This is a genomic window from Corynebacterium nasorum (assembly GCF_022347325.1).
Lineage (GTDB): Bacteria > Actinomycetota > Actinomycetes > Mycobacteriales > Mycobacteriaceae > Corynebacterium > Corynebacterium kefirresidentii.
In genome coordinates, this window is the sequence record NZ_JAKRDU010000004.1 from 90,092 (window position 1) to 113,284 (window position 23,193).

A 23,193-nucleotide genomic window follows, 5' to 3' on the forward strand; every position below is an offset into this window, starting at 1 on the left:
CTGCAACGATGACGAAGCCGCACGGCGCCGGTAGAATCGGGGCATGATTTTGATCAACGTACAGTTCCACGTCAAGCCCGAATACGCAGAGACCTTCCTCGATGAAATCAACTGGTACACCGAGGCCTGCAATGCAGAGCCGGGCTGCATCGACTTCAAGTGGTTCCGCGATCCAGAAGATCGTCAGCGTTTCTTGCTTTTGGAGTCCTACGCCGACGGCAAGGATGTCGAGCACGTCCAGAGCGAGCACTTCCAGCGCTCGACCGAGGAGTTCCCGAAGTACCTCGTGGAAACCCCAGACATCATTAACGTCCATATTGACGGCCGCACCGGCTGGGACAAGATGGGCGAATTTTCCGTCGACTAATCCTAAAGGAAAAGGCTCGTCCTCTACCACGTGGTAGAAGACGAGCCTTTTCCTTTAGCTCACTACCCTTCGCGCTCACTGTGGTCGTTGCTATCCGTGGAGCACGAGCCCTCCGTGAGCGCGAAGGGCGGGGGAGGGGCTAGGCGCTTGCCGACGCCGTTACCTCCCCATATTGCCTTTGCCTTACTGCGGCACGCACTGCGAGGACACGGTCTTGTCGTATTTCGAGTACTGCTGCAGAGCATCGTAGAATGCGTTCGAGTACTCGCCGGTGCGCTCTGGCATTGGGTGAACACCATCGGAATAGAGGATTGCGGGGTCGCTCTGAGCGTGTCCGCACCAGTCAGCGACGTATACATTGTCGTATTCTTTGGCTGCGTCGAGGACATCCTGCTGGGACTGGGACATCCATTCACGGTCACCATAGGGTACAGCCATGACAACGGTGCGGTCTTTGCCGATGATATCGAGAGCTTCCTTGATCTGATCCGGGAAGGCAGGGCCATTGGTACCGAACCCGAGGAAGACGGTATTGCGCAGCTTTCCGGAATCCTTGAGTTGCTGCAGAATCTGAATGCCTGCAGTGTAGTGGCGGGATACGTCTGCGTCGACGTAAATCTGCGGGAAGCGTTGTTTGAGGGCGCCGCTAGAAGCCAGCATCACTGAGTCACCGATGGCGGTAATGTCCTTGCCCTGCGGCATGGGGCGGGTCTTCGTATTCTTCGAGTCATCCTTGTCGGCGTCGCCCGCGACAGGCGGCTGCGGGGCAGCATCATTAGGTTGAGCCGGAGCATTGTTGCTGCTCTGGTTCTGCTGCTGAAGCTGCTCTAATTGCTGCTCCAACTCGGTCTTATCGCTGGAGTTAATTACGCCGTAGACTACCCCGGCCACCGAGGCGATGACGAGGAACGGGACTACCGGCCACATGGTTTTGCCAAATCCGTCGCGCAATTCGCTAAAACCTGGGCGGGACGACCAGTAGGTGTTCCATGTCTTCTTATAGCCGCCGCGGCGGAAAGGATTCTCAATGAACTGGTAGGAAATCTCGGACAGTAGCAGCGAAATAGGTACGGCCACCAGGCCCAGAATCCACGATTTATCGGAATTCTGGTTGCCCTCGAAAAGCGCCTTGAGCATCATGATGACCGGCCAATGCCAGAGATATAGCGAAAAGGACCGCTGACCAAACCAGCGCATGACCTTGGTCCTAAATAGCGGGGTCATAGGACCGTATTCGCGGACCACGCCCCACACCATAAGGACACCGAGCACGCTGGTGAGGAAGAGCCCACCGCGGTAGGTGAACTCCGCGTCATCCGGCATGAGGAATAGCTGCGCACCGTAGCCGATGAGAGCCAAAGTGCCGATGACTCCAGCGATGCGGGATTCAGCCTTGCCCGCCGCGGCCCAAGAATCGGCCTGTGGATTCGATTGGGTAGAAGTCATCAGGAGAGACAGCACGGCGCCAGTGAGCAGGCCAAAAGCGTGGGTGTCTGTGCCGTAGTAGACACGCGTCGGGTCCTCACCGGGCACGAAGATAAGCGCCATGGCCACGGCGGATCCGAGGGCTAAAAGCGTGGACACGAGGATAGGAAGTCGGCGCGGCTTATGGCGAGAAATGAGGAAAATGCCCGTGATAAGGAGCGGCCAAATTACATAGAACTGCTCTTCCACGGCCAGCGACCAATAGTGGGCAAAGACCTGAATCTCATTGTCCGCGAAGTAGGACTGGGAGGTCGCAATCTGTGTCCAGTTATTGACAAAGAACAAAGTGCCCAAGAACTGTTGGCGCAAGCCCACCGCTAAGTCCCCGCCGATCCATGCCACCAGTGTGGTGCACATGACGAGAACTGATACTGCGGCTGGGAGGATACGCCGGAATCGTCGCACCCAGAAGTCCTTCAAGCTAATCCTGCCGGAGGTACGGAATTCACGCACCAGCAACGAGGTGATGAGGAATCCGGAAAGGACGAAAAAGAGGTCAACGCCCAAGTAACCTCCGGGAAGGAGGGCAGGGAAGAAGTGATAGAGCACCACGGCAATGACCGCGAGGCCGCGCAGTCCGTCAAGCCCCTTGACCTGGCGGAGGCGGGCATGGCGCTTCTTCTTGACTACCTTGCTCTCCGGCGGTGTCGCCAGCGCCTCAGGGTCCTTGGTCTGTTTTTGAAGCGGATATTTGGACTTGCCTTCTGACTGCCCAGCCGGAGCCTTCTGAGGTGCAGGTTTATTCGCAGCCGCTGGTGCCTGCGTCGCCACAGCTTGGGCCTTTTTCTTATCGGACGCTGGTTGCTGTGACTGGGGCGACTGCGCGTTTTCGCGCTTCTTCTCTGCGGCGGTAGCGGCTACCGCACCCGAGCCCGCGATGGCGCCCTCAGCCGCGGACTTGCCTGCCTTGGCAGATGCTCCCTTAGAAGCAGCTTGGGGCTTTGCCTGCTTCGGCTGAGGCTGTTCAGGCTGTTGCTTATCCTTTGACTTCTGGGCAGCGCGTGCTGGATTTTGCTGAGCCGGGGTGGGAGTGCCTACCTGTTGTGACTTTCGGGCCAATCCGCGGCTGATATCGGTTGGCTTTACCTGTGGACGCAGCTTTGTAGCCTTCTTGGCCTTGTCCTGTGGCATAGACTCCTTGGGCCGTGGCTGCTGTCCCTGCGGCTGCTGCTTGTGGAGGTTGGTTTGTGAAGGGCTGCCTTGCTGAGGCTTTGCTGGCGCTGCCTTCTCCTCCTTGGCGGCGGATTTATTCTGAGCCGGCTTAGTTTGCTTTTGGGGAGCGTTCGCTGGGCCCTTTGGGGTGTTTTCCTGTGGCTTTGGGGCAGTGGTGCCCTTCTTCGGCGCTGGGGCGTTCGATGATGCTGCTGGGGCAGACTTCTGCTGTGGTGCCGTAGGCGTGCGCGATGAACTTTTGCCTTGAGATGGCTGGGAACGATTAGAAGGCTGAGCCTTCTTCTTAGGTGATGATGGCTGTGGCTTGGACTGTTCCTTTGTCGGGTGTGCCTGTACGCGTTTCTGTGGGCCTGGCTTGTGCGTTTGCTGTTTACTTGGGGACGGTTTGGTGGTGGCAGGCTTGGGCTGTTGCGGCTGGGATTTTTGTTGTGCGGCCGGTTTAGAAACCGTCTTTGCTTCAGTTGCGGACGAGCGCGGTGCCGCCGCTTCCTGGGAAGCCTTTTTTGCGCTAGGCGGAGTGGATGGCTTGGGAGGCTGCGCTGGCTTTTGCGTGGCAGGCCGAGCCTGCTGTGAGGGCCTTCCGGTCTCTTGCCGAGAAGGCTTTGCGGCAGGTTTAGGGGAAGCACCACGGGCAGAGTCGTCTTTTGAGGCGGCCTGGGATGGCGGGGTACTAAAATTCGCACCGCGGCGTGGACGCTGAACCGGCTCATGTGCGTTGCGCTGTGGCTTCTTTTCCGGCGCGCGCGATTCTGCCTGCTTCTTTGTAGCTGCTTTAGGAGAAACCCCTGGCGCGTCTTGCTTGGCGCCGGCAGGCTTAGGCGCAGACTTTTGAGTGGCAGGCTTGGCCTTTGGCTCCTTGGCTGCAGGTGTCTGCGCGGACCGCTTAACCTGTTGCGGTTGAGCGGAAATGGTCTGAGAAGCGTGCGGTTTCGCGGTGCTGGGGCGGGGGGTGCCCTCAGCCGCGGGTTTGGCCTCGGGGGCCTTTGTAGGCTTCTCCTTGGCTTGGTCCTTGGACTTGCCTTGCGGCGTCGTGGGCTTTGCACCGGTGGTGGACTCGGTGTTGTCTGATTTTTGGGGCGCGGAGGCCTTGTTCTCAGAAGGGCGAGATGTACTGGTGGAGCCAGCTTTGGGCTTTACTGCCTGATAGACCGATGGGCGTGGTTCATCTGAACGCCCAGGTTTCTTCTTGCCCAGCAGTGAGCGCAAAATCTGCTTCACAAAAACTCCCAAAGCACTACGTATATTTTCTAAACGGACTATTTTAGCCTGCGTACGAGGTTTTCTCCCATGAGGGTGAAGTAAAGAAGCGGCACGCGGGCCGGAGACGAAAATTCGATTCTAGGACTCTTCGCTGTCAAAAAGCTGACGCAGGACTGTCATGACACCAAATTCGGTATTGGGTGGGGCTATGAGATCGGCGATTTCTTTCAATTTTGGGTGCGCATTTTCCATTGCGATAGCAGTGCCGGCCTCGCGGAGGAGCTCGTAGTCATTCAGGAAATCGCCGAAGGCGGCGGTGCGAGACATGGGAACCGCGAGGAGCTCGGCCATGGTGTGTAGCGCTTCGCCTTTATTGACGCCCGCGGCCATGACGTCGAGCCAGACGGCGCCGGAAATGGCGATATTGTGCTCCGGAACGGCCGCGAGGAGAGGCTGGTGGAGGTGCTTTTCGCTGCCGTCGGCGCAGTAAGCCGCGATTTTGATGATGTCCGCGTCGAGAAGGGCACCGAGGTCATCTACCCATTCCACTGACCTGTAGTACTTGGAAATTTCTGCGCGGGCCTGCTCATCGGCGCCCTTGTGGACAAAAGCGGTATCTGGGGTACACAGCACGACGGTATGCGCGGCGTCGACAGTGCGGAGAGCGGCAACGACGGCGCGGACTGCCGCGGTGGGCAGGGTAGTAGCGCTAATGACCCGATTATCGTGCACGACGACGGAGCCATTTTCTGCAATGAAGGTATCTTCATGCGGAAACATTTCTTGCAGGGTGGCAAGCTGGCGGCCCGAGGCAGGGACAAGGGTGACGCCGAGCTGGCGGGCGCGGGTGCTGATCGCGGAAAAATCTGGTGGAAGCTGGCCGTTGCCGTCCAGTAGGGTGCCGTCCATATCCAGGGCGATGAGCTGTGGGAGCAAAATCCGAACCTATCTGTGAATCAATCAATGGTGGCTAAGGGGGTGAGCTGTGTGTCACACTAGGGGGTATGACCAACGCTTCACCCATCGTGTCCTCAATCCGTAACCATACCGGAGTGATTGAACTCAACCGTCCCAAGGCTCTCAATTCCCTCACCCCGGAGTTGGTAGAACTCATCGCGGCGTCGCTAGCGCAGTGGCGTGAAAACGATGAGGTGGAGCAGGTGCTTTTTCTCTCGGCCAGCCCAAAGGCATATTGCGCCGGTGGTGACGTCCGCTATGCCCGCGAAAGGGTCCAGGAAGGAAAATTAGGCGAAGTCGACACGTTCTTTGCGGATGAATACACCTTAAACGGCGATATCGCGGAGTATCCCAAGCCAGTTATCGCGCTCATCGATGGCATCGCTATGGGAGGTGGCCTGGGTATCTCCGCCCATGGATCCCATCGAGTAGTTACGGATAAGACCTTTGCTTCTATGCCAGAGATGAATATCGGCTACGTCACCGACGTAGGCATGGCCTATGCCGCCCAGCGCGCGGTGGGAACGCGCGGAAAGGCCTCGCCCGAGCTAGCGAAGTTCTGGGGTATTACCGGGTATCGCATGTACGCCGCAGACCTCCTGTGGAGTGGGTTGGCCACTCACTACGTGGCAGACGCAGAGGCTTTTGCTCACGCGGTAATTGAGCAGGGCATGGCCGCAGCGCTAGCCCAGCACGCCACCGAACCCGCGGGTGAGCCCGCTTTGATTGAGCTTATTGATTCCATCGAAGACGCCTTCTCCCACGAGACCTGGCAGGATATCACCGCGGCCTTGGATAGTCACCCAGAGCTCAAGCAGCTGGTAGGGGAGCTGACTGCGCAGGCCTGCCCCACCTCTATCGTCGCAGCCATGGAGCTATTCCGCGCCGAGCAGGAGTGCAGCAGCGTGCGGGAGGCGCTGGACATGGAAACCAATCTGGGCGCCTTTATGTATCGGCGGGCGGACTTCGCCGAGGGAGTGCGTGCGGTTTTGGTGGATAAAACTAACGATGCGGCATTTACGCCTGCCGCGCTTGACGACGTCGACGTGGACGCCATCCGCAGCGCCCTACACGTCCACCCCGCGAAATGACGCGTAGGCGGCGCGGGCACGATCTGCATCGAGCCAATCGGGAGGGCTAACTTCTAACGTTGCCGCTGTGGCGGTGGGCGTAGGCTTGGGCAAGTGCAGCTCCGGCGCATCGAGGAGGACGAGGCCCACGCGGCCGTCGGAAAGCGTAGTGCCAGCCAGCGTCCAGATGCCAAGGATAGGCAAAGCCAGGTGGGGCAGTTGTTGCCTGCGCGCCAGCTGGAGCGGAAGGTGTGGGCGAACCAACTCGGGGACGACCTCGTTCATGCCAAAGCGTGCCAAACTGCCTGCCCACCGGGCGGCCGCAGAGTCCTTAAGCGAAGGATCGGCCCAAGCCCAGGTGAATTCCTCAGCGGATATGGTGGCTATAAGCACCGCCTTCGCCGCAAACTGCCCACCGCGATAGGACACGGTAGCGGTGGCCTTGTCTACATCGAGGTCAATTGTGGCGGCGGGGAAACGGCCCTGGAAATAGAGTTGGTTCTCCACACCGAGATAAAAGGCATCCTCGAGGATGCTGGTGGCGCTAAAACCCGGGGTGATGCTGGAAATCTTGTGCACGCCGTGGTCGGCTGGTTCGAAACACACCGTGGTGCCATCGGAAAAATGCACGTACGGCTCTTCCTCGGTGGAGTCCATGTCCAAGTAACGAGCAAGGGTGAGGGTAGGGACCTTTTCATCCTCGTCCGCTCTGCTGTGCCGCAGGCCGTGCAGCAGGGCCTGGCGAAACTCCAGGCGAGGGTGAAAATCTACCGCAACGATAGCCACGTGCTCACCCTGCTGGGCGCGAAGTATCGGCATATTGCCCACGATGAGGGAAGCTAAAGCAATCATGCTTTCAGGGTCTCTCGTCATCGAGATACTCTGTGGCAAATCAGCATAATTCTCGGTGGCCGTGGTGGTCCAGTGCCAGGTGCCGGCAGAAATGACGGCTAGCCGCACGCCACGGAAATCAGAAACCTGCCGCGTGGAACTTATTCTCGCCTCCACTAGCTGATCGGTGACAAAGTTGCCTTTATCGTCCGTGGAGGGGCCGAGGAAATTAAATTCCACGTCGGTCGCCTTCCCAATGCGGTCTTGAAATGCGGCATTAACGCCCGCCTGAATGAAGCGGGCATTATGCGCGGTGCTCGATATAGGGGCTTTCTTATCCATAACTACTGCCGAGCATACGGATTAAAGCGCCCATTAGGCTAGCTAGTCGATGGCGCGCACGGTAGCAAAGGCCGTGCGTACTATCTCATGCTTGGCGTGAGCACTCAGTGATTCTTCGGCCTGGGAGCGGCGGTGGATTTCTTTCATGCTCACCGCGGCGGCGCCCGCACAGGCCTGGAGGATGACCGCGACCTCAAAGCGCGATTTATCCGGAACGCGTTGGTGGAAAGCTTCCAAAACTTGCTCGGATACGACCTGGAATTGTTGGCGCTCTTCTGTGGTATGGCTCAAGTTTTCTAAAGCCTCGCCGATAGTGAAAAGAGAGGTGATGGAATGCAGCTCTTTTCCCTCATTTTCGGTGGCATCGAGCGTTACCTGTTCGAAGAATTCAGAAATAGATGAGTTAGGAAAGACAGTGGGCACTTCCTTAGAAAACTCGGCAAGCACATTGGTGCCAAAGGACAGTAGCGCATCAGAAACCGAGGAGAAGTAGTTATGGAAGGTGCGCGGGGAAACCCCGACGGCGGCAGTTATGCCTGAAACCGTGGCAGCTTCAGCGCCACCGTCGAGGACGAGGCGCGCTGCCGCATCGGCCATGGCCTGACGAGTAGCTCGCTTCTTTTCTTCGCGCAGACTAGTCACGGTGTGTTTCGCCTACCTTCTCCCGTTGGGTGCGCAAGAGCTCCTCGCGCTCAGAGTGCAAAGCCTCTCCCTCAATATCCATGTTTGGGGTGATCTTATCCAACCAACGTGGGAACCACCATGCCTTCTTATCCAGCACGAACATGGTGGCCGGGATGATCATCATGCGGACCACGAAGGCGTCGATAAGCACGCCAGCAGCCAGGGCAAAGCCCATGGTCTTAATAAACGGCTCATCCATCAAAATGAAGGCGGCGAAGACCGAAATCATGATTAGGGCCGCAGCGGTTACCACGCGGGCGCCATGCTTAAAGCCATTGGAGGTAGCGTTGCCAGCCGTCTTGCCATTGACAAATCCCTCGCGCATGCGGGTGACCAAGAAAACCTGATAGTCCATGGCCAGGCCGAAGGTAAGGCCGATGAGCATGATGGGTAGGAAGGAAAGAAGCGGCTGCGGGTCATCGACGATGCCGAACATACCCTCCTGCCAAATGGCTACGGTGATGCCGAAGGTGGCGGCCATGGAGAGCGCGAAGCCGGCTGCGGCGATAAGCGGCACCCAGATGGAGCGGAAGACCAGCATCAAGACGATAAAGGCCAAGCCCAGCACGATGGCTACATAAGGAATGAGTACGTTATTGAGGCGCTCAGAAATGTCATCGAAGATGGGGGTGATGCCGGTGATGCCGTAGGAGCCACCGGTCTTTTCAAACTCACCCTGGTAATCGCGCAGGTGGTTGAGGGTCTCGGTGGTTTCTTCATCGGTGGCGCCAGTGGTTGGCGTGATCATGATCTGTGCAGCATCACCGTTGTCAGTGGTCTGCACGATCTGGGCGTTTTCTACACCCGAAGTGCCATTGAATTCCTGCAGCAGGTCCTGGAACGCCGGCATGCGATCCTGTTCGGACACGTTAGCTACGTCAACGAAGGCGATCATTGGCGCATTGCGGCCTGGGCCAAAGGCATCTGCCGTAATCTCATAGGCCTCGCGCTGCGGGGTACCCGGCTTCGCGGTGCCATCGGTGGGCATGGCCAAGCGCAGCTGGGCGAATGGTACAGCCAGGATGCCCAGCAAGATGACGCCGGCGATAAGATGCAGCCACGGATGGGCGCGCACACGGCGCACCCAACGCAGACCCATGGTGGGCTTTTCGTCCTCTGGGTCCGGCACCTTGGGGCCGGGGACGCGGCCGGCAAAAATCTTGGTGCCCAAAAGTCCCAGGAGGGCAGGGATAAAGGTATTGGCAACGAGCACTGCGATGATGACCGTTGCTGCCGCGGCGATCGCCATGGTGCCCAGGAACGGGATGCCGATGATGGTCAGAGCGGCCAAGGCAATGACCACGGTGGTGCCGGCGAAGACGACGGAACCGCCCGCGGTACCCAGCGCCATGCCCATGGCGTGAGAACGGGTGGCCTTATCCATCTTCTTGAGCTCTGCGGCTAGTTCCTTAGACGAAAGATCATTGAGGCCAGAAGAGGTAATGAGCTCATTGCGGAAACGATTAACAATAAATAGTGCGTAATCGATGCCGACCGCCAGGCCGATCATGGAGGCCAAGGTCGGGGTCATATCGGAAATGGTATCCGTGAATACGGTGGAAACCTGCACGCCAAGGATGCCGATGCCCACACCAATGATGGCGGAAATAAGCGGCATGCCGGCGGCGACGAAGGAACCGAAGGTAATCAGCAGCACGATTGCGGCAACGATAATGCCGATAACTTCGGCGCTGCCACCCATCTCTTGACCAGCGGAGTTAAAAGCATTGCCCTGGTACTTGACCGTGAGCTCGCCCTCGTCGTACTTGTTCAACGCATCCGTTACCGCAGTCATATCCTCTTCCGGGATGTCCATGACATTGTCGGCGTTGAAGGTAATAGTGACGGTACCGGTAGTTTTATCCTCGCTGAGAGGGGAGAGCTGTTGCAGGTTCTTCTTCACCTGCTCCTCCGGCATGTGCTGGGCCTTCATTTTTTCGCCCATTTGCTTTTCCATGCCAGCGGCGGCCATAACCGGGCTGACCAGCTTGTCTTGGTCCTTGAGCGCACCGGTGTCCTTGAGGTCACCGAGGAGGTTATCCACCTCGCCGGCCACCTGCTTATCGGTGAGGTCTTTGCCCTCCGGTGCTTGGATAACCACTGTGCCCTCGGGAGCGCTCATGGCATCGGTGTCTTGGCCAAAGCGTTCCATCATCTTGTCTTGGGTGGTGGTCGAATCCATCTCCGGCATGGAGAAGTTGGGGTTCGGCGACTTGGCAAAGCCGGCGGTTAGGCCCACCATGGCCACCAAGACGATAAGCCAAAAGGCCAGGAAGGGCCATACCTTGCGGTATGACCAACTTCCTAGTCGGTAGAGAAATTTAGACATATGCGTGCTTTCTAGTCGAGTGAACGGGCAATGTTATGCGCGCGGATAAGCGCGGATATGCGATCCGCGAGCAAAGATTGCATTTCATAAGAAACATTGCACAGTCTATGCAAAATTACTGAGTGTACGCAAAGGTACGTGTGGTGCATCATAAATTGACGCTCTCGAGAGATAAAACATTCAATCTCTGCAGCGTCGGAGATTTCGGCGTGGAGCGGTAGACTATCCGGCATGCTCCATGCCGTTAGTTTCGCCCTTTTGGATTCCGTTAATGCCTTGCTTATTGGCATCCTTGTGGCCGTCGGCATCATTTTGCCCCGCGGTAAGTACCGGCGCATCGCCGCATTGGTGGTGGTAGGAGATTGGGTCGGGGTGCTCGTTGCAGCGGCCGTGGTCATGTTTTTGCTGCTTGGGGTAAAAGATCAAATTGAGGCCATTTTGAGCTCGCCCATTGCCGGCTGGGTGCTGGTCGCAGTTGGTATTGCAGTGGCTATCGGCTCGTGGCGTTCCAAAGGGCAACCCAATGCCCTGGTCAACCGGCTATTAGAGCCGTTGCGCACGCCGTCGCTGATTACGGCACTCATCGGCTTTGTGATGGGTGTGGTGCAATCACTGACCTCGGTGCCTTTTTATTACGGGCTCATGCACTTGGCCACAGAAGATATCTCTCCAGCAGCACAATATGGAGGCCTAGTGTGGTATGCCAGCCTAGCTCTATCCTTGCCTACCATCTGCGGCCTATTTATCGCTGTGGTGCGCGCACATCCCGATTCGGCGGCGGGCAGGCTTTTTGCCGCTGCCCGTGCCAATAGCACCCAAGTGGCGCTCTTTGGTGGTTACCTCGTGGCGATCTTTCTTATCCTCATGGGCGTATTGTCGCTCTAATCGAAGAGGACTTCATCCAGGCTTAATGCCTCATTAGATTGGCGCTGGGCGCACTCCACGTAGCGCGCCGCATGTGGGATGAAAGCTTCCGACTCCTCTGGGCTGAGTTCGCGGCGGACCTTGGCCGGCACGCCGACGGCGAGGCTGCGCGGCGGGATTTCTGTGCCCTCCAGTACCACGGCACCGGCGGCGATAAGCGAGCCCGCACCTATAGTGCAGCGCGAAAGTAGCGAGGAGGACATCCCAACTAAAGAACCTACCTCCACGTGTGCGGCGTGGACCATTGCCATGTGCCCCACCGTGACATCATCTTCCAGTACGCAGGGGGTATCTTCTTCCACGTGGAAGACACAGTTGTCCTGAATATTGCACCGCGCACCGATCCGAATTTCCCCAACATCACCGCGCAGCACGCTGCCATAAAACACGGAGGATTCCGGGCCGATTTCAACGTCTCCAATGATGGTGGCATTAGGGGCAATCCACGCGCTGCGATGGATGCGTGGCTTCTTTCCAGCAAAGGGCAACAGGAGCATGTGCGGATTCCTTTCAAAAGTTATTCGACTACTAAAGCCAAGGCGGAGGAGAGCTCATATTCGCCGGGGCGGGGAAGGTGGTCTAAGAGGGCGTCGGCAAGCGCGGGCGTAAGCGGAATAACCCAGCCGCGCCGGGGATCCTTGATGGGCAGGGCATCCTTCTTCGCAGCCGGGAAATGAACCGTTGCGGTGGGAGAAACCAGGGTGGCCGACTCGCGGGAGCGGGCTACCTCGCGCAGAACCTCCGCGCCGGGCTGATTGGTGACCACTATGATCAATGAGCCGGCGGTGTGGATTTCCAGCCTTTCCACCTGGGCAGTGGGGGCAGTGGAATCGGGGTGCGCTAAGCGCGGGGACTGCGTGCCGGTGAGCCGAGCAAGTGCATCTTTTAATCCCATAAGCCTCTAGCCTAGTGAGCGCGCACGGTAACGGTGTGGCCGCGCTCTAGATCGAAGTAGGTGCGTTGTCCCGTGGCGGCAACGTGCTCGCGAGCGAGAGATTCGTCTTGGGTAACCGACGTAGCAAAAAATACTAAAGGGCCGCCTGGGTGGCGCCAGGTACTGAAATAGCGTGCGCCCTCTCGCCTGGCTCGTGCGAGGGCTGTGCGTATCGCGTCCGGAGTGGGCTCATCTGCTTTCAGTAGCGCCGTTGCGGTAGGGGCGTAGGCAAACCCGGTGCGGGGTTGCTGGCCGGTTTCGATATCGAAGGTGCCTTCCTCGTCCGCGAGTAATTGCCGGAAAATGCGCTTCATTGGGTCCAGCGTAGTATGGGGCATCATGATTGACGCTAAGAACACCGCACTCGTTATCGAAGGCGGCGGCATGCGCAATTCCTATACCGCCGCCTGCATGGTTAAGCTCATCGAAGAAGGCGTGGACTTTGGTTGGGTAGGCGGTGTTTCAGCCGGGGCATCTCACACCGTTAATTATTTATCGCGCGATGCCCGGCGTGCGGAAGAGTCGTTTACGGACTTTGCCAAGAATCCCAGCTTTGGCGGCGTGGGCTCGCTGGTGCGTGGATCCGGCTATTTTAATGCGGAATATATCTACGAGCGCGCTGCGGATAAGGATTTGCCCTTTGATTGGAAGGCTTACCGCGAGCACCCAGCCGATATGGTGCTGGCGGCAGCGCGTGCGGATACCGGCGAGTCCGTTTATTGGACGCGCGAGGATGTTCACACCCCGGAGGATCTTTTTGTGCGGGTGCGAGCCTCGTCCACATTGCCACTGATTATGCCGATGCGCTTTATCGACGGTGCACCATATGTAGATGGCGCATTGGGCTCTTCCGGCGGCATCACCATCGCGCAAGCGGAGGAGGCCGGCTACGAGAAGTTCCTTTTCATCGGTACTAAGCCGCGTGGGTATGTACGTCCTGAGGTGGCGCGCCCGGCCTTAATCCGCCGCATCTTCCGCAGGTACCCCGCTATTGCCGACGCCCTTATATCCCGCCCCGCTATCTACAATGCCGCCAAGGACCGCCTTGTGGAATTGGAACGCCAAGGTAAAGCCCAACTATTTTTTCCGGAGGACATGCAAGTGGCCTCTACCGAGCGCAATGTGCACAAGCTGAGCGCGAATTATCAAGCGGGTAAAGCCCAGACCTATACGGAGTGGCCGCGGTGGAAGGAATTCCTCCTCGACTAGTTTACTTTGGATAGTTGCTGTGAGATGTACCGCTGCTGGGGGTGGTCGGTCGACGGTGAAACTGGTCTAAGCAGTAGCGATGCCGAGTGCAGGCTTTGAAGAAAGTGTCTTTCACGTGGCACTTTGCTGGAAAATGCCTAAACTATTCCAGCGTGTTAGCAATTTTTGATGGAAATATATGGCTGAGCATCTTTTTCATAGTGCTGCTCGGCACGTTATTTGGCATGATTCCTTTCGGGCCGCTGCGCTTTGGCGCGGCCGGCACGCTTTTTGTGGGTTTGGCCTTCGGCTCGTTTATTGACCTGGACAAAGACATCCTAAGCTCCCTGCAAGAGCTGGGCTTGGGACTCTTTATTTATATGCAGGGGCTCTCCGCTGGTGAGCGCTTCTTCAAGGGCTTTTCCAAGCAGATGAAGCACATGCTCACGGCGGCCATTGCGATTGTGGTGGCTGCGGGCGCAGCCCTCCTCTTTGGTGGCATGCTGGGGCTGGATACCTTGGCTTCCGTTGGTGTATTTGCCGGCGCCACGACCTCGACGCCGTCGCTGGCAGTTGCCCAGCAACAAACCGGTGAAGAGCTACCCGCCGTGGGCTACTCGCTGGGCTATCCCGTGGGCGTGGCGGTGGCCATTTTGGTCGTGGCATTCCTGCTCAAGCAGAATTGGCCCGCCAAGCACGATAAGGACAATTCTGCCTCCAAGATCTTCCGTTCCCGCACCATTCGCGTTACCAAAGACGTGAACTACGATGATTTGGAAGAACAGTTCAAGGATCACTTTGTTATCGCTACCATTCGCCGCGGTAATAAGGTCCGGGTTGCCGGCGATCGCCCCGAATTGCACAAGGGCGATATCCTGCGCGTGATGGTCACCAAGGCTAAGGCCCGTGAGCTCACCCAAATGCTGGGCAAGCGCCAGCCGCAGACTCCGTTCGTGGATAAGCGCCTGGTCATCGAAACCGTGGCTGTATCTAACCAGGATATTGCCGGTCGCACCGTAGAGGAGTTGAACCTGTTTTCTCGCTATGGCGGCCGCATCGTGCGCGTACAGCGTGGCGACGAGGAGTTCCTAGCCAATAATGAAACCCACTTGGCCTCTGGCGATACGCTGGAGCTCATCGTGAAGTTTGACCGTTTGGGCGATATCCGGGATTACTTCGGTGACTCCGTTAAGTCCTACTCCGAGTTGAACTGGGTGGCACTAGGCGGCGGTCTTTTCTTGGGCTACCTGCTCGGCCAGGTCGTAGTACCGATGCCGGGAGGCGCTTCCTTCGAACTGGGCTTTGCACTCGGACCGCTGATTACCGGCCTGATCCTCGGCGCGCTGCACCGCACCCGCCGCATCCCGTGGCAGGTTCCGGCCTCCATTAATACCGCCTTCCAGCAGTGGGGCCTCGTCATCTTCTTGGCATCCGTGGGCCTATCTTCTGGTGAGGCATTCCTGTCCACCGCATTCTCCTGGATGGGGCTGAAGTGCATGATCCTTGCTGCCATTGTTACCTCGGTGGCTGCTGTGTTGTTCGCCGTGGCGAATCGCTTCATGGGGCAATCTGAAACTCGCACCGTCGGCGGACTCTCCGGCATTTTTGCCCAGCCAGCCGTAGTCAATTACGCCACGGGGCTTAGCTCCGACTCGCGTATTATGATCGGCTACGCCGCCACGATTGTGGTGGCACAGGTGGTCAAAATCGCCGTTGTCCCAGTGATGTTGATGCTTTAACCGGGCAACCGAAAAAGGCTGCTTCCCAAGAATGGGAAGCGGCCTTTTGCTTGTCTTGTAGAGAAAAGAAAGCAGTGCTGCTTTAATCCGCCACCAGCGTTTCCATGGTCAGCTCTGGGTGTTCTTTCTCAATGAAGGCGAGCTTCCACTTATCACCAAAGAGCGCGATGAGCTCGCCATCTTGGCGAGTAAAGATCTCCACTCCGCGCTGACGGCCTAGTTCCGGGGCGGATTCAGCATCGGTGCGCCGGGCCACGGAATAGGGGATGGGTTCGGTGGCGGTTTCTACGTTGTATTCGAATTCCATGCGGGCCTGCATGACCTCGAACTGCATGGGGCCAACCGCCGCCATGACCGGCGAGGCATCGCCACGGGCCTCGTTCTTGAGAATCTGAACCACGCCCTCGGCTGCTAGCTGATCCAGGCCCTTGCGGAAGGCCTTGTACTTGCCCAGCGACTTCGCGCGCAGAATCTGGAAAGCCTCAGGGGCGAACTGAGGCATCGGCTTGAATTGGACCTTTTTGCCGGAGTAGATGGTGTCACCAGGCGCGAGTGAGCCGGCGTTGACCAAACCTACGATATCGCCCGGATAGGCGGTATCCACGGTATCGCGCGTGCGGCCGAAGACGGTCAGCGCATACTTGGTGGAAAAGCTGCGGCCAGACTGGGCGTGGTGCACCTGCATGCCGCGCTCAAATTCGCCGGAGACCACGCGCATGAAGGCCAAGTTATCGCGATGCTTTTGGTCCATGCCTGCCTGAACCTTAAAGACGACGCCGGAGAATTCATCGCTTACTTCGCGGACCTCGTCGATAGCACTGGTGGCAGCCTCAACCGCCTTAGGATCAGATTCGCGCGAGTGCGGGGCCGGGGCAATGGCACACAGCGTATCCAGGATTTGGTGCACACCAAAGTTCAGCATCGCAGAGGCAAAAATGAGTGGGGAGGTCACGCATTGCTCAAAAAGCTCCCGATCATGCAGGGCACCATCGGCGGCGAGGAGCTCGGCCTCTTCGACCGCGGTTTCCCACACATCTTCTTCCTTCTCACCGGCGGAATCCGGGTCGAAGTGTTCCTCCGGTGCGATGGTGGAACCACCTGCGGTGCGGATGAAGTGAATATACTCATCCGCCTCGCCGTCATCATTGATATGCGCCAGACCGCGGAAGTCACCGGCGATGCCCACCGGCCAGTACAGCGGGGTGGGCTGCAGCTGGATTTCGTTGACGATCTCATCAACGAGCTCCAAGGGCTCGCGGCCCACGCGGTCCCACTTATTGATCACGGTGACGATGGGCAAGCCGCGGGCCTTGCAGACGCGGAAGAGCTTGAGGGTCTGGGGCTCGAGGCCCTTGGCGGCGTCGATAAGCATGACTGCCGCATCTACCGCGGTGAGTACGCGGTAGGTATCTTCAGAAAAATCCGCGTGGCCTGGGGTATCAACCAGGTTGATCATGTAGGGCTCGCCCTCGTGTCCCTCGGGCGCATACTCGAACTGCAGCGCTGAGGAAGCCACGGAGATACCGCGGTCCTTCTCCATGTCCATCCAGTCAGACACGGTGGACTTGCGGTTGCCCTTGCCGTGGACCGCGCCGGCCTCATTAATAACGTGTGCGTGTAGCGCCAGCGCCTCCGTCAGCGTGGACTTACCAGCATCCGGGTGGGCGATGACGGCAAACGTGCGGCGGCGTGAGGCCTCAGAAACGACAGAACTCATGCGGCATAGTCTAGTGGGTTTGCGCTACCACTCCACATTGAGGCGGCGCCCCAAATCATCAAAGACGCGGCGGGCCACCGATAGCTTCTTCGCAATGGGGCGCTGCAGCCCGGGTTTGCGCTTGTCGTTGTAGTATTCGCCGGACTCAAAATGGACTCCCTCAGTGCCGGTCAGGTAGTAGGCGAGGTTATCGCCGCCTTCGGCAGGCTTGCCAAAGGTTTTGCCTAGAACCCCTGAATAAATCTTGGACATCATGCCCGTCGAGGACTTGGAAAAGTCCGTGGCCAGCACGCCCGGGTGGAAAGAGACTGCATTAAGCCCGTGGGCATCGAAATAGCGGGTAAGCAGGATATCTCCCAACTTGGCGTTGCCATAAGCACGCTCGGGGCTAAAGTGCTCCACGGTATTGGGATTGTCTGGGACAAAGTTGGACATGAGAAAATTGGCCAGCGAAGCGGTCTGGACCACGTTCGCGTTATCCTCGCGCAGTTTGTCCCGAAGCAGGGAAGTCAGCAGAAAGGGCGCAACCACGTTGACTTGCCAGGTGCGCTCAAATCCATCAGCAGTGGTGGAGGGGCCATCGAAAATGCCGCCAGCATTATTGCCTAGCGCATGGATATGCTCCAGCTCGCTCAACTCTCCAGCCAGGCGGCGCACCTGCCCCAAAGACTCGAAATCGGCAAGGAAGTACTGGCCGCCCACTTCCTGTGCCACCGCGCGAGTCTTTTCCGGGTTGCGGCCAATAATAACCAGGTTGTCTTGCGGGCGGGTGCGGTGCAACTGGCGTGCGGCCGCGGCGCCCAGCCCGCCCGATGCGCCCGTAATCACAATCGTCTTGGCAGTGCTATGTGGCGAAGTCATAGCCCCAATCTTAACTTCGCGGCGGGGGTGGTGCCTGCTAGCAGTTTCCTTGCACCCCAAGCAGGTCTATACTTCCGCTCGTGAAACATCTGCTTTCCATACGGCAGTGGGGACCGGCGCGCTTAACCGCCGCCGGCTTTCTTTTGCTCATTTTGCTGGGAACGGTTTTGCTCATGCTACCGTTCGCCGAGGCCGGCACCGCCCGCGCTTCTTTTCTGTCTGCGCTTTTTACCGCTACGTCTGCGGTATCGCTAACCGGACTTATCGTGGTGGATACCGGTAGTTTTTGGAGCCCGGCCGGCCAAGTGATCATCTTGGCACTCATCCAACTGGGTGGTTTGGGCATCATGTCCCTGGCCTCGCTATCCGGTCTGCTTTTTACCGGCCGGATTAGCTTCAAAGCACGCAAAACGGGCGCCTATGAGGGGCGCCCCATTGCTTCTGGCGGAATTCGCAAGACGCTGATTTTTACCTTTGCCTTTACCGCCGTGGCAGAGATCATCATCGCTCTCATCGTGGCTGCGCGGTTGATGATTGGCTATGGTCATTCCTTTCCGCGCGCGGTATGGGAAGGCATCTTTCACGCCATTTCTGCATTCAATAACGCGGGATTTAGCACCAATAGCGATAATCTAGTGCCCTTTGTTGCCGATGCCTGGATTCTGCTGCCCTTAGCCGCCGCGCTGATCGGTGGCGGCTTGGGATTTCCGGTATGGGCGGAGCTGGTGCGCCTCGTGCGCCGCAACCGTTACGTGGTCCACCGCATCTCCATTACCGCGCGCATGACTTTGGTTGCTACGGCCGTGCTCTTGGTCGCTGGTGCGGTCTTTTTCGCCTGCATGGAATGGACCGGGCTGATGTCGTCCATGTCGCTGGGAGAAAAACTGCTCAACTCTTTCTTTGCCAGTGCATCTCCGCGCACGGCCGGCTTTAATGCCATCGATTACGGGCAGGCTCACCCCATTACCCTGATGGGCACCGATATTTTGATGTTTATCGGCGGCGGGTCTGCCGGTACCGCCGGCGGCATCAAGGTCACCACCGCGTGCGTGCTCTTGGCGGCGATGGCGGCTGAGTTCACTGGGCGCGAAACCACGACCATCGGGCACCGCAGCCTTCCGCGCTCGGTAACCCGCCAGGCCCTGGCTTTGAGCTTTGCCGGAGTCATGGTGGTCACACTCGGCGTGGCGGCCCTGCGCTTTTTTGATCCGGAATTCAGTGGTGACCAAGTCTCTTTCGAAGTACTCTCCGCATTCGCTACGGTGGGTTTGTCCACCGGAATTACCGCCAGCCTATCTGCACCCTCGCAGATAGTGCTGTGCCTCATCATGTACCTGGGCCGTGTTGGCCCAACCACCTTGGTAGCGGCGCTGGCTGCAAAAACCGTAAGTCGACGTTTTAGCTATCCCGAAGAAAGGCCGTTCCTTGGCTAATATTCTCAAGGCGCTGGGCCGCACCCGCGCCGGCATCGATATTCCACCCGTCGTCGTCATCGGACTGGGGCGCTTTGGCTCCTCGCTAGCCCATGAGTTGATGGCCAATGGCGTTGAGGTCCTTGGCATCGATTCCAGCGAAAAGCGCGTGCGCGAGGAAGCGCCTTACCTCACTGAGACCATTGCGGCAGATACTACTGACCCGGAAGCCTTACGTCAGCTGGGCGTGGAGGAAGTCGAGCGCGTCATCGTCGCTATCGGCTCCCACCTAGAAGACTCCATTCTTACCGCATCTAACCTGGTGGAGCTGGGGGTGAAAGATATCTGGGCCAAGGCAGATTCGGAGGCGCATGCGCGCATTTTGAGCCAGATTGGCACCCACCATGTCATCCGTCCAGAGCGAGATACGGGCCGCCGCGTGGCCTACCTTTTGGGCGGGCGTTTCCGGGATTTTGCGGAGATTGCCACCGACTATGGCGTGACCCAAATGGCCGTTCCTAGCTCATTGGTGGGCCGACCGCTCGACCTTTCCGCCATCTGGCGCACCCACCGCGTGCAATTGGTTTCGGTGCGTTGTGCGGAAGGGCAGTGGGCCCCGCTTGCCGACGCCACCGAACTTGCCCCCACCGATTTCATCGTCGCCGCCGGCAGCCCGCAGGCCCTAGAGAAATTCTCCCAGTGCTAGCGCGAGTGGTTAACGCGAGTGGATCTGGTTTTGGGCTTTGCTTAGCCCTTCGGTCACGATGAGCCGAGCCGCCTTAGCTGCAGTGGCAATGGCGTCGTCAAAGTCCGCGCCGGTATCCACCGGGCCTAATACATAGTCTGGAATCGACGAGCCCTTGGGCGGCCGTGCAATGCCAATTCGTACACGCAAGTAGTCGCGCGTGCCTAAGCGCTCGGTGAGGTACTTGAGTCCGTTGTGCCCGTTTTCATTGCCACCCTGCTTGAGCCGGACCTTATTGGCCGGCAGATCGAGCTCATCGTGGAGGACAATCACATGGTCTGGAGCGATTCCTAATTGCTGCGCTAGCGGTGCCACAGGATCCCCCGACAGGTTCATAAAGGTGCCCGAACGCACGGCAAGTACTTTGTGGCCCTCCCAATTAAGTGAAGCTACCTGGACATCCATCCCGCGCACCGGTTCGAGGACATCTCCACCGGCTGCGAGGAGATCATCGATGGCCATATAGCCCACATTGTGGCGGGTAGCGGCATACTTCGCGCCGGGGTTGCCCAAGCCTACGACAAGCCACTCCGCCTCAAGCTCGGACGGTGTGAGTCCTAGTTGCGGCTTATCCTTCGAGCCAAAGATCCGCGCGAAAAAATCTCCTAAAGCTGCCACTGCGCTAGCTTCCTCTCTCGGTAGGGTGGGGTGGTATGAGTCAGGTTATTAGCTCCCTTTCCCGTAGCGTAATTCCCGCGCCAATGGCCGGTGGCCCCACCACCCCGGAACTGGTGCACGCAGCTTATGCGGCTGGGTCTTTCGGCACCCTAGGTTTGGGCTCTGCCAGCATCGACTCTGCTCGCACACAGATAGAACAGTGCGCCGGAATTCCGTTCGGGGTGAATCTCTTTTGCCCACAGGAACCACTTACCGAGCCGTACTTGGCAGCCGCACGCGAGCTGGCTCAAGCAGAAAACCAGCCGCTATCCGAGCCCGACTATTCCTTTGGCTATGAAGAAAAGCTGGAGCTAGCCCTGCGCGGCGGCGCCCGGGTGGTGTGGTCCATGTTTGGAACCTTCACACCCGAACAGATAGAGCGAATCCACGCTGCGGGCGCAGAGGCGTGGACCACCGTTACCACCCCTACGGAGGCAATTGCGGCCGCACGTGGCGGCGTCGACGTGCTCTGCGTCCAAGGTCCGGCGGCTGGTGGACACCGTGGAACCTGGGAGCTTTCCGCAACCCCGGATTCCCGGGACTTAGAAGAGCTAGTAGCCGATGTGCGCGCCGCTTCTCCAGAACTTCCCCTTATCGCAGCCGGTGGCCTGCGCACCGCGGCTGATGTAGCCAACGCTATGTCCTGGAGCGGAGTTGCCGCCTGCTCTTGCGGGTCCGCCTTTTTGCTCGCTGCCGAGGCTGGCACGAGCGACTATAACCGGCAGCTTCTTCGCCGTGGTGGGAAAACCGTGTCCACCCGTGCATTCTCAGGCCGCTTCGCCCGCGGTTTGGAGACCGAGTACACCCAGAGACACCCTGACTTGCCCCCGGTCTACCCACTTTTGAATCCGGTCCTAAAGAAACGCCGTGCGCAGCACGATGATGCCGTATCCTACTGCCTCGTAGGTACAGAGGTAGGCAAAATAAACGGGGGTACTGTGGCCGACATCCTTAACCGACTATGCCAAAACCCACACTAGTAGGCGCTAATATTTAGGTTTGAAGATTTAATGCCACCCCCGTGACAGAAAAGGAATGAATTTCGTGACTGCGAACGCACATGTTGGCCATGATGATTGGAACGAGCGCCTCGAGCTGGCGCAGCAGATGATTCCACTCATCCACCAGCTGCACCGCAACAATAACGTTGTCACCACCATCTTCGGCCGCCCGCTGGTGGGCCAGACGGATATCGACATCATCAAGTCCCACCGCTACGGCCGCCGCATTGCGCAGCGCCACCTGTCCACGGCGGAGACCCTGCCAATCCTGGTGGAATTGGCGGACATGAACCTAGGCGCCGCCAGCGTTGACCTCGGCCGCTTGGTACTGGGCTGGGAGGAGTCCAACGAGGAAAACCTCCGCATGTACCTGGAAGGCGAGCTATGCGAGATCGTCGGTGCAGGCGTGGATTTGGAAACCACCGACGTCGTCCTCTATGGCTTTGGTCGCATTGGCCGACTGCTTGCCCGCCTGCTCGTCGCCCGCGAGGCAGCCTATGGTGGAGTCCGCCTGCGCGGCATCGTCCTGCGCAAGAAGGGCGATGGGGACATCCTCAAGCGCGCCTCCTTGCTGCGCCGCGATTCCGTCCACGGCGCCTTCAACGGCACCATCTCCGTGGATGAGGAAAACGAGGTCATCTGGGCCAATGGCACCAAGATCCAGATGATCTACGCTAACGATCCCTCCGAGATTGACTACACCTCTTATGGCATCAACAACGCCATCTTGGTAGATAACACTGGCGCGTGGCGCGACCGCGAGGGCTTGTCCCAGCACCTCAAGGCCAAGGGCATCTCTCGTGTGCTTTTGACTGCACCGGGCAAGGGCGATATCAAGAACATCGTCTACGGCATCAATAACGAAAAGATCACCGATGAGGATCAGATCCTCTCCGCCGCGTCCTGCACCACCAACGGCATCACCCCAGTACTCAAGGTCATCAATGACCGCTACGGCGTAACCCACGGCCACGTGGAAACGGCGCACTCGTTTACCAATGACCAGAACCTCATCGATAACTACCACAAGGGTGATCGCCGTGGCCGCGCCGCGGGCCTGAACATGGTGCTTACCGCCACCGGTGCAGCTAAGGCTGTGTCTAAGGCCCTGCCGGAGTTCGAAGGCAAGCTCACCGGCAACGCCATCCGCGTTCCTACCCCGGACGTGTCTATGGCCGTGCTTAACCTTGAACTGGAAAAGGAAGTAGACCGCGAAGAGGTCAACGACTTCCTGCGCAACGTTTCGCTGCACTCTGACTTGCGTCAGCAGATTTCCTATATCGCCTCCCCAGAGGTTGTTTCCTCTGACTTCATCGGCAATACCCACGCTGGCATTGTCGACGGTGTTGCCACCATCGCCTCCGGCAAGCACCTCGTGCTTTATGTGTGGTACGACAACGAGTTCGGTTACTCCAACCAGGTAGTACGCATCGTAGAAGAGCTGGCGGGTACCCGCCCGGTAGTTCTGCCGAAGCGCGTATCTCCTGCTGAGCTATAAAGCTCAATGAACTATAGCCCGCGGTTACCCGCGGGCTTTAGTCGTTTTCCGGGGCATTTTCAGCAAAGCGTAAAAGGTT

General features: G+C 58.4%; 20 protein-coding genes. 9 read left to right on the forward strand and 11 right to left on the reverse strand.

The features are described from left to right. Nucleotides 1–43 precede the first annotated feature (43 nt). Complete coding sequence (locus tag MHK05_RS05160; RefSeq protein WP_023021947.1) at nucleotides 44–367, forward strand: putative quinol monooxygenase; 324 nt, start codon at nucleotides 44–46, stop codon at nucleotides 365–367. Between the two features lie 183 nt (nucleotides 368–550). On the opposite strand, the gene MHK05_RS05165 is transcribed toward MHK05_RS05160, so the two are convergent. After that, nucleotides 551–4,243: an acyltransferase family protein gene (locus MHK05_RS05165; RefSeq protein WP_239205272.1), complete on the reverse strand. Its 3,693-nt coding sequence runs from the start codon at nucleotides 4,241–4,243 to the stop codon at nucleotides 551–553. A 120-nt stretch (nucleotides 4,244–4,363) separates the two neighbouring features. Next, a complete protein-coding gene (locus tag MHK05_RS05170; RefSeq protein ID WP_239205274.1) occupies nucleotides 4,364–5,161 on the reverse strand; it encodes an HAD family hydrolase in 798 nt (265 codons plus the stop codon). 68 nt (nucleotides 5,162–5,229) lie between these two features. Here MHK05_RS05170 and MHK05_RS05175 point away from each other — a divergent pair, with 68 nt between their 5' ends. Continuing rightward, nucleotides 5,230–6,273 carry a 3-hydroxyisobutyryl-CoA hydrolase gene (locus MHK05_RS05175; protein WP_239205276.1) on the forward strand — a complete coding sequence of 348 codons (1,044 nt, stop codon included), beginning with the start codon at nucleotides 5,230–5,232 and terminating at the stop codon, nucleotides 6,271–6,273. Here MHK05_RS05175 and MHK05_RS05180 read toward each other — a convergent pair. From MHK05_RS05180 to MHK05_RS05190, 3 genes are read right to left on the reverse strand one after another with little or no spacing between them, the layout of a single operon-like run. Then, complete coding sequence (locus MHK05_RS05180) at nucleotides 6,250–7,425, reverse strand: DUF6882 domain-containing protein (RefSeq protein WP_239205278.1); 1,176 nt, start codon at nucleotides 7,423–7,425, stop codon at nucleotides 6,250–6,252. The two genes, MHK05_RS05175 and MHK05_RS05180, sit on opposite strands and share 24 nt — an antisense overlap. Nucleotides 7,426–7,467: 42 nt before the next feature. Continuing rightward, complete coding sequence (locus tag MHK05_RS05185) at nucleotides 7,468–8,067, reverse strand: TetR/AcrR family transcriptional regulator (RefSeq protein WP_239205280.1); 600 nt, start codon at nucleotides 8,065–8,067, stop codon at nucleotides 7,468–7,470. After that, on the reverse strand, nucleotides 8,060–10,438 hold the full coding sequence (locus MHK05_RS05190; RefSeq protein ID WP_239205282.1) for an MMPL family transporter: 2,379 nt from the start codon (nucleotides 10,436–10,438) through the stop codon (nucleotides 8,060–8,062). The genes MHK05_RS05185 and MHK05_RS05190 overlap by 8 nt, the downstream gene beginning before the upstream one ends. A 231-nt stretch (nucleotides 10,439–10,669) precedes the next feature. On the opposite strand from MHK05_RS05190, the gene MHK05_RS05195 reads away from it, so the two are divergent. Further along, complete coding sequence (locus tag MHK05_RS05195; RefSeq protein WP_239205284.1) at nucleotides 10,670–11,323, forward strand: hypothetical protein; 654 nt, start codon at nucleotides 10,670–10,672, stop codon at nucleotides 11,321–11,323. Here the strand turns inward: MHK05_RS05195 and MHK05_RS05200 are convergent. From MHK05_RS05200 to MHK05_RS05210, 3 genes are read right to left on the reverse strand one after another with little or no spacing between them, the layout of a single operon-like run. Then, nucleotides 11,320–11,859 carry a gamma carbonic anhydrase family protein gene (locus MHK05_RS05200; protein ID WP_200287904.1) on the reverse strand — a complete coding sequence of 180 codons (540 nt, stop codon included), beginning with the start codon at nucleotides 11,857–11,859 and terminating at the stop codon, nucleotides 11,320–11,322. The genes MHK05_RS05195 and MHK05_RS05200 overlap by 4 nt on opposite strands. Before the next feature lie 20 nt (nucleotides 11,860–11,879). Next, on the reverse strand, nucleotides 11,880–12,257 hold the full coding sequence (locus MHK05_RS05205) for a hypothetical protein (RefSeq protein ID WP_239205286.1): 378 nt from the start codon (nucleotides 12,255–12,257) through the stop codon (nucleotides 11,880–11,882). Between the two features lie 11 nt (nucleotides 12,258–12,268). Then, the gene (locus tag MHK05_RS05210; protein WP_234288113.1) at nucleotides 12,269–12,610 is read right to left on the reverse strand and encodes a hypothetical protein; all 342 of its coding nucleotides are present in this window, start codon (nucleotides 12,608–12,610) and stop codon (nucleotides 12,269–12,271) included. Between the two features lie 25 nt (nucleotides 12,611–12,635). Between MHK05_RS05210 and MHK05_RS05215 the strand changes: the two genes are divergently transcribed. Continuing rightward, on the forward strand, nucleotides 12,636–13,505 hold the full coding sequence (locus MHK05_RS05215; protein WP_239205288.1) for a patatin-like phospholipase family protein: 870 nt from the start codon (nucleotides 12,636–12,638) through the stop codon (nucleotides 13,503–13,505). A 152-nt stretch (nucleotides 13,506–13,657) separates the two neighbouring features. Next, nucleotides 13,658–15,223: an aspartate-alanine antiporter-like transporter gene (locus MHK05_RS05220; protein WP_034660315.1), complete on the forward strand. Its 1,566-nt coding sequence runs from the start codon at nucleotides 13,658–13,660 to the stop codon at nucleotides 15,221–15,223. An 82-nt stretch (nucleotides 15,224–15,305) separates the two neighbouring features. Here the strand turns inward: MHK05_RS05220 and MHK05_RS05225 are convergent, their stop codons facing one another. Both MHK05_RS05225 and MHK05_RS05230 read right to left on the reverse strand, forming a co-directional pair. Beyond that, complete coding sequence (locus MHK05_RS05225; protein ID WP_239205290.1) at nucleotides 15,306–16,940, reverse strand: peptide chain release factor 3; 1,635 nt, start codon at nucleotides 16,938–16,940, stop codon at nucleotides 15,306–15,308. 24 nt (nucleotides 16,941–16,964) lie between these two features. After that, complete coding sequence (locus tag MHK05_RS05230) at nucleotides 16,965–17,801, reverse strand: SDR family NAD(P)-dependent oxidoreductase (RefSeq protein WP_239205292.1); 837 nt, start codon at nucleotides 17,799–17,801, stop codon at nucleotides 16,965–16,967. Nucleotides 17,802–17,881: 80 nt separating this feature from the next. On the opposite strand from MHK05_RS05230, the gene MHK05_RS05235 reads away from it, so the two are divergent. After that, nucleotides 17,882–19,234, forward strand: coding sequence for a TrkH family potassium uptake protein (locus MHK05_RS05235; protein ID WP_239205294.1), 1,353 nt, complete (start codon nucleotides 17,882–17,884; stop codon nucleotides 19,232–19,234). Next, nucleotides 19,227–19,919 (forward strand): potassium channel family protein, encoded by a 693-nt coding sequence (locus tag MHK05_RS05240; RefSeq protein WP_023021931.1) that lies wholly within the window; start codon nucleotides 19,227–19,229, stop codon nucleotides 19,917–19,919. The genes MHK05_RS05235 and MHK05_RS05240 overlap by 8 nt, the downstream gene beginning before the upstream one ends. Nucleotides 19,920–19,928: 9 nt before the next feature. Here MHK05_RS05240 and pth read toward each other — a convergent pair whose 3' ends face one another. After that, complete coding sequence (pth, locus tag MHK05_RS05245) at nucleotides 19,929–20,576, reverse strand: aminoacyl-tRNA hydrolase (protein ID WP_239205296.1); 648 nt, start codon at nucleotides 20,574–20,576, stop codon at nucleotides 19,929–19,931. A 35-nt stretch (nucleotides 20,577–20,611) separates the two neighbouring features. Between pth and MHK05_RS05250 the strand changes: the two genes are divergently transcribed. Next, nucleotides 20,612–21,595 carry a nitronate monooxygenase gene (locus MHK05_RS05250; RefSeq protein WP_239205297.1) on the forward strand — a complete coding sequence of 328 codons (984 nt, stop codon included), beginning with the start codon at nucleotides 20,612–20,614 and terminating at the stop codon, nucleotides 21,593–21,595. Between the two features lie 64 nt (nucleotides 21,596–21,659). Further along, nucleotides 21,660–23,114, forward strand: a complete 1,455-nt coding sequence (locus tag MHK05_RS05255; protein ID WP_023021928.1) for a glyceraldehyde-3-phosphate dehydrogenase — start codon at nucleotides 21,660–21,662, stop codon at nucleotides 23,112–23,114. Nucleotides 23,115–23,193: the final 79 nt, after the last annotated feature.

Bases quoted from the DNA above. Each gene is read 5' to 3' on its own strand.
- MHK05_RS05175 (WP_239205276.1), top strand. From the start codon at position 5,230: ATGACCAACGCTTCACCCATCGTGTCCTCAATCCGTAACCATACCGGA.
- MHK05_RS05195 (WP_239205284.1), top strand. From the start codon at position 10,670: ATGCTCCATGCCGTTAGTTTCGCCCTTTTGGATTCCGTTAATGCCTTG.
- MHK05_RS05180 (WP_239205278.1), bottom strand. From the start codon at position 7,425: ATGGATAAGAAAGCCCCTATATCGAGCACCGCGCATAATGCCCGCTTC.
- MHK05_RS05225 (WP_239205290.1), bottom strand. From the start codon at position 16,940: ATGAGTTCTGTCGTTTCTGAGGCCTCACGCCGCCGCACGTTTGCCGTC.
- MHK05_RS05200 (WP_200287904.1), bottom strand. From the start codon at position 11,859: ATGCTCCTGTTGCCCTTTGCTGGAAAGAAGCCACGCATCCATCGCAGC.
- MHK05_RS05160 (WP_023021947.1), top strand. From the start codon at position 44: ATGATTTTGATCAACGTACAGTTCCACGTCAAGCCCGAATACGCAGAG.
- MHK05_RS05210 (WP_234288113.1), bottom strand. From the start codon at position 12,610: ATGAAGCGCATTTTCCGGCAATTACTCGCGGACGAGGAAGGCACCTTC.
- MHK05_RS05230 (WP_239205292.1), bottom strand. From the start codon at position 17,801: ATGACTTCGCCACATAGCACTGCCAAGACGATTGTGATTACGGGCGCA.
- MHK05_RS05205 (WP_239205286.1), bottom strand. From the start codon at position 12,257: ATGGGATTAAAAGATGCACTTGCTCGGCTCACCGGCACGCAGTCCCCG.
- MHK05_RS05190 (WP_239205282.1), bottom strand. From the start codon at position 10,438: ATGTCTAAATTTCTCTACCGACTAGGAAGTTGGTCATACCGCAAGGTA.
- MHK05_RS05215 (WP_239205288.1), top strand. From the start codon at position 12,636: ATGATTGACGCTAAGAACACCGCACTCGTTATCGAAGGCGGCGGCATG.
- MHK05_RS05250 (WP_239205297.1), top strand. From the start codon at position 20,612: ATGAGTCAGGTTATTAGCTCCCTTTCCCGTAGCGTAATTCCCGCGCCA.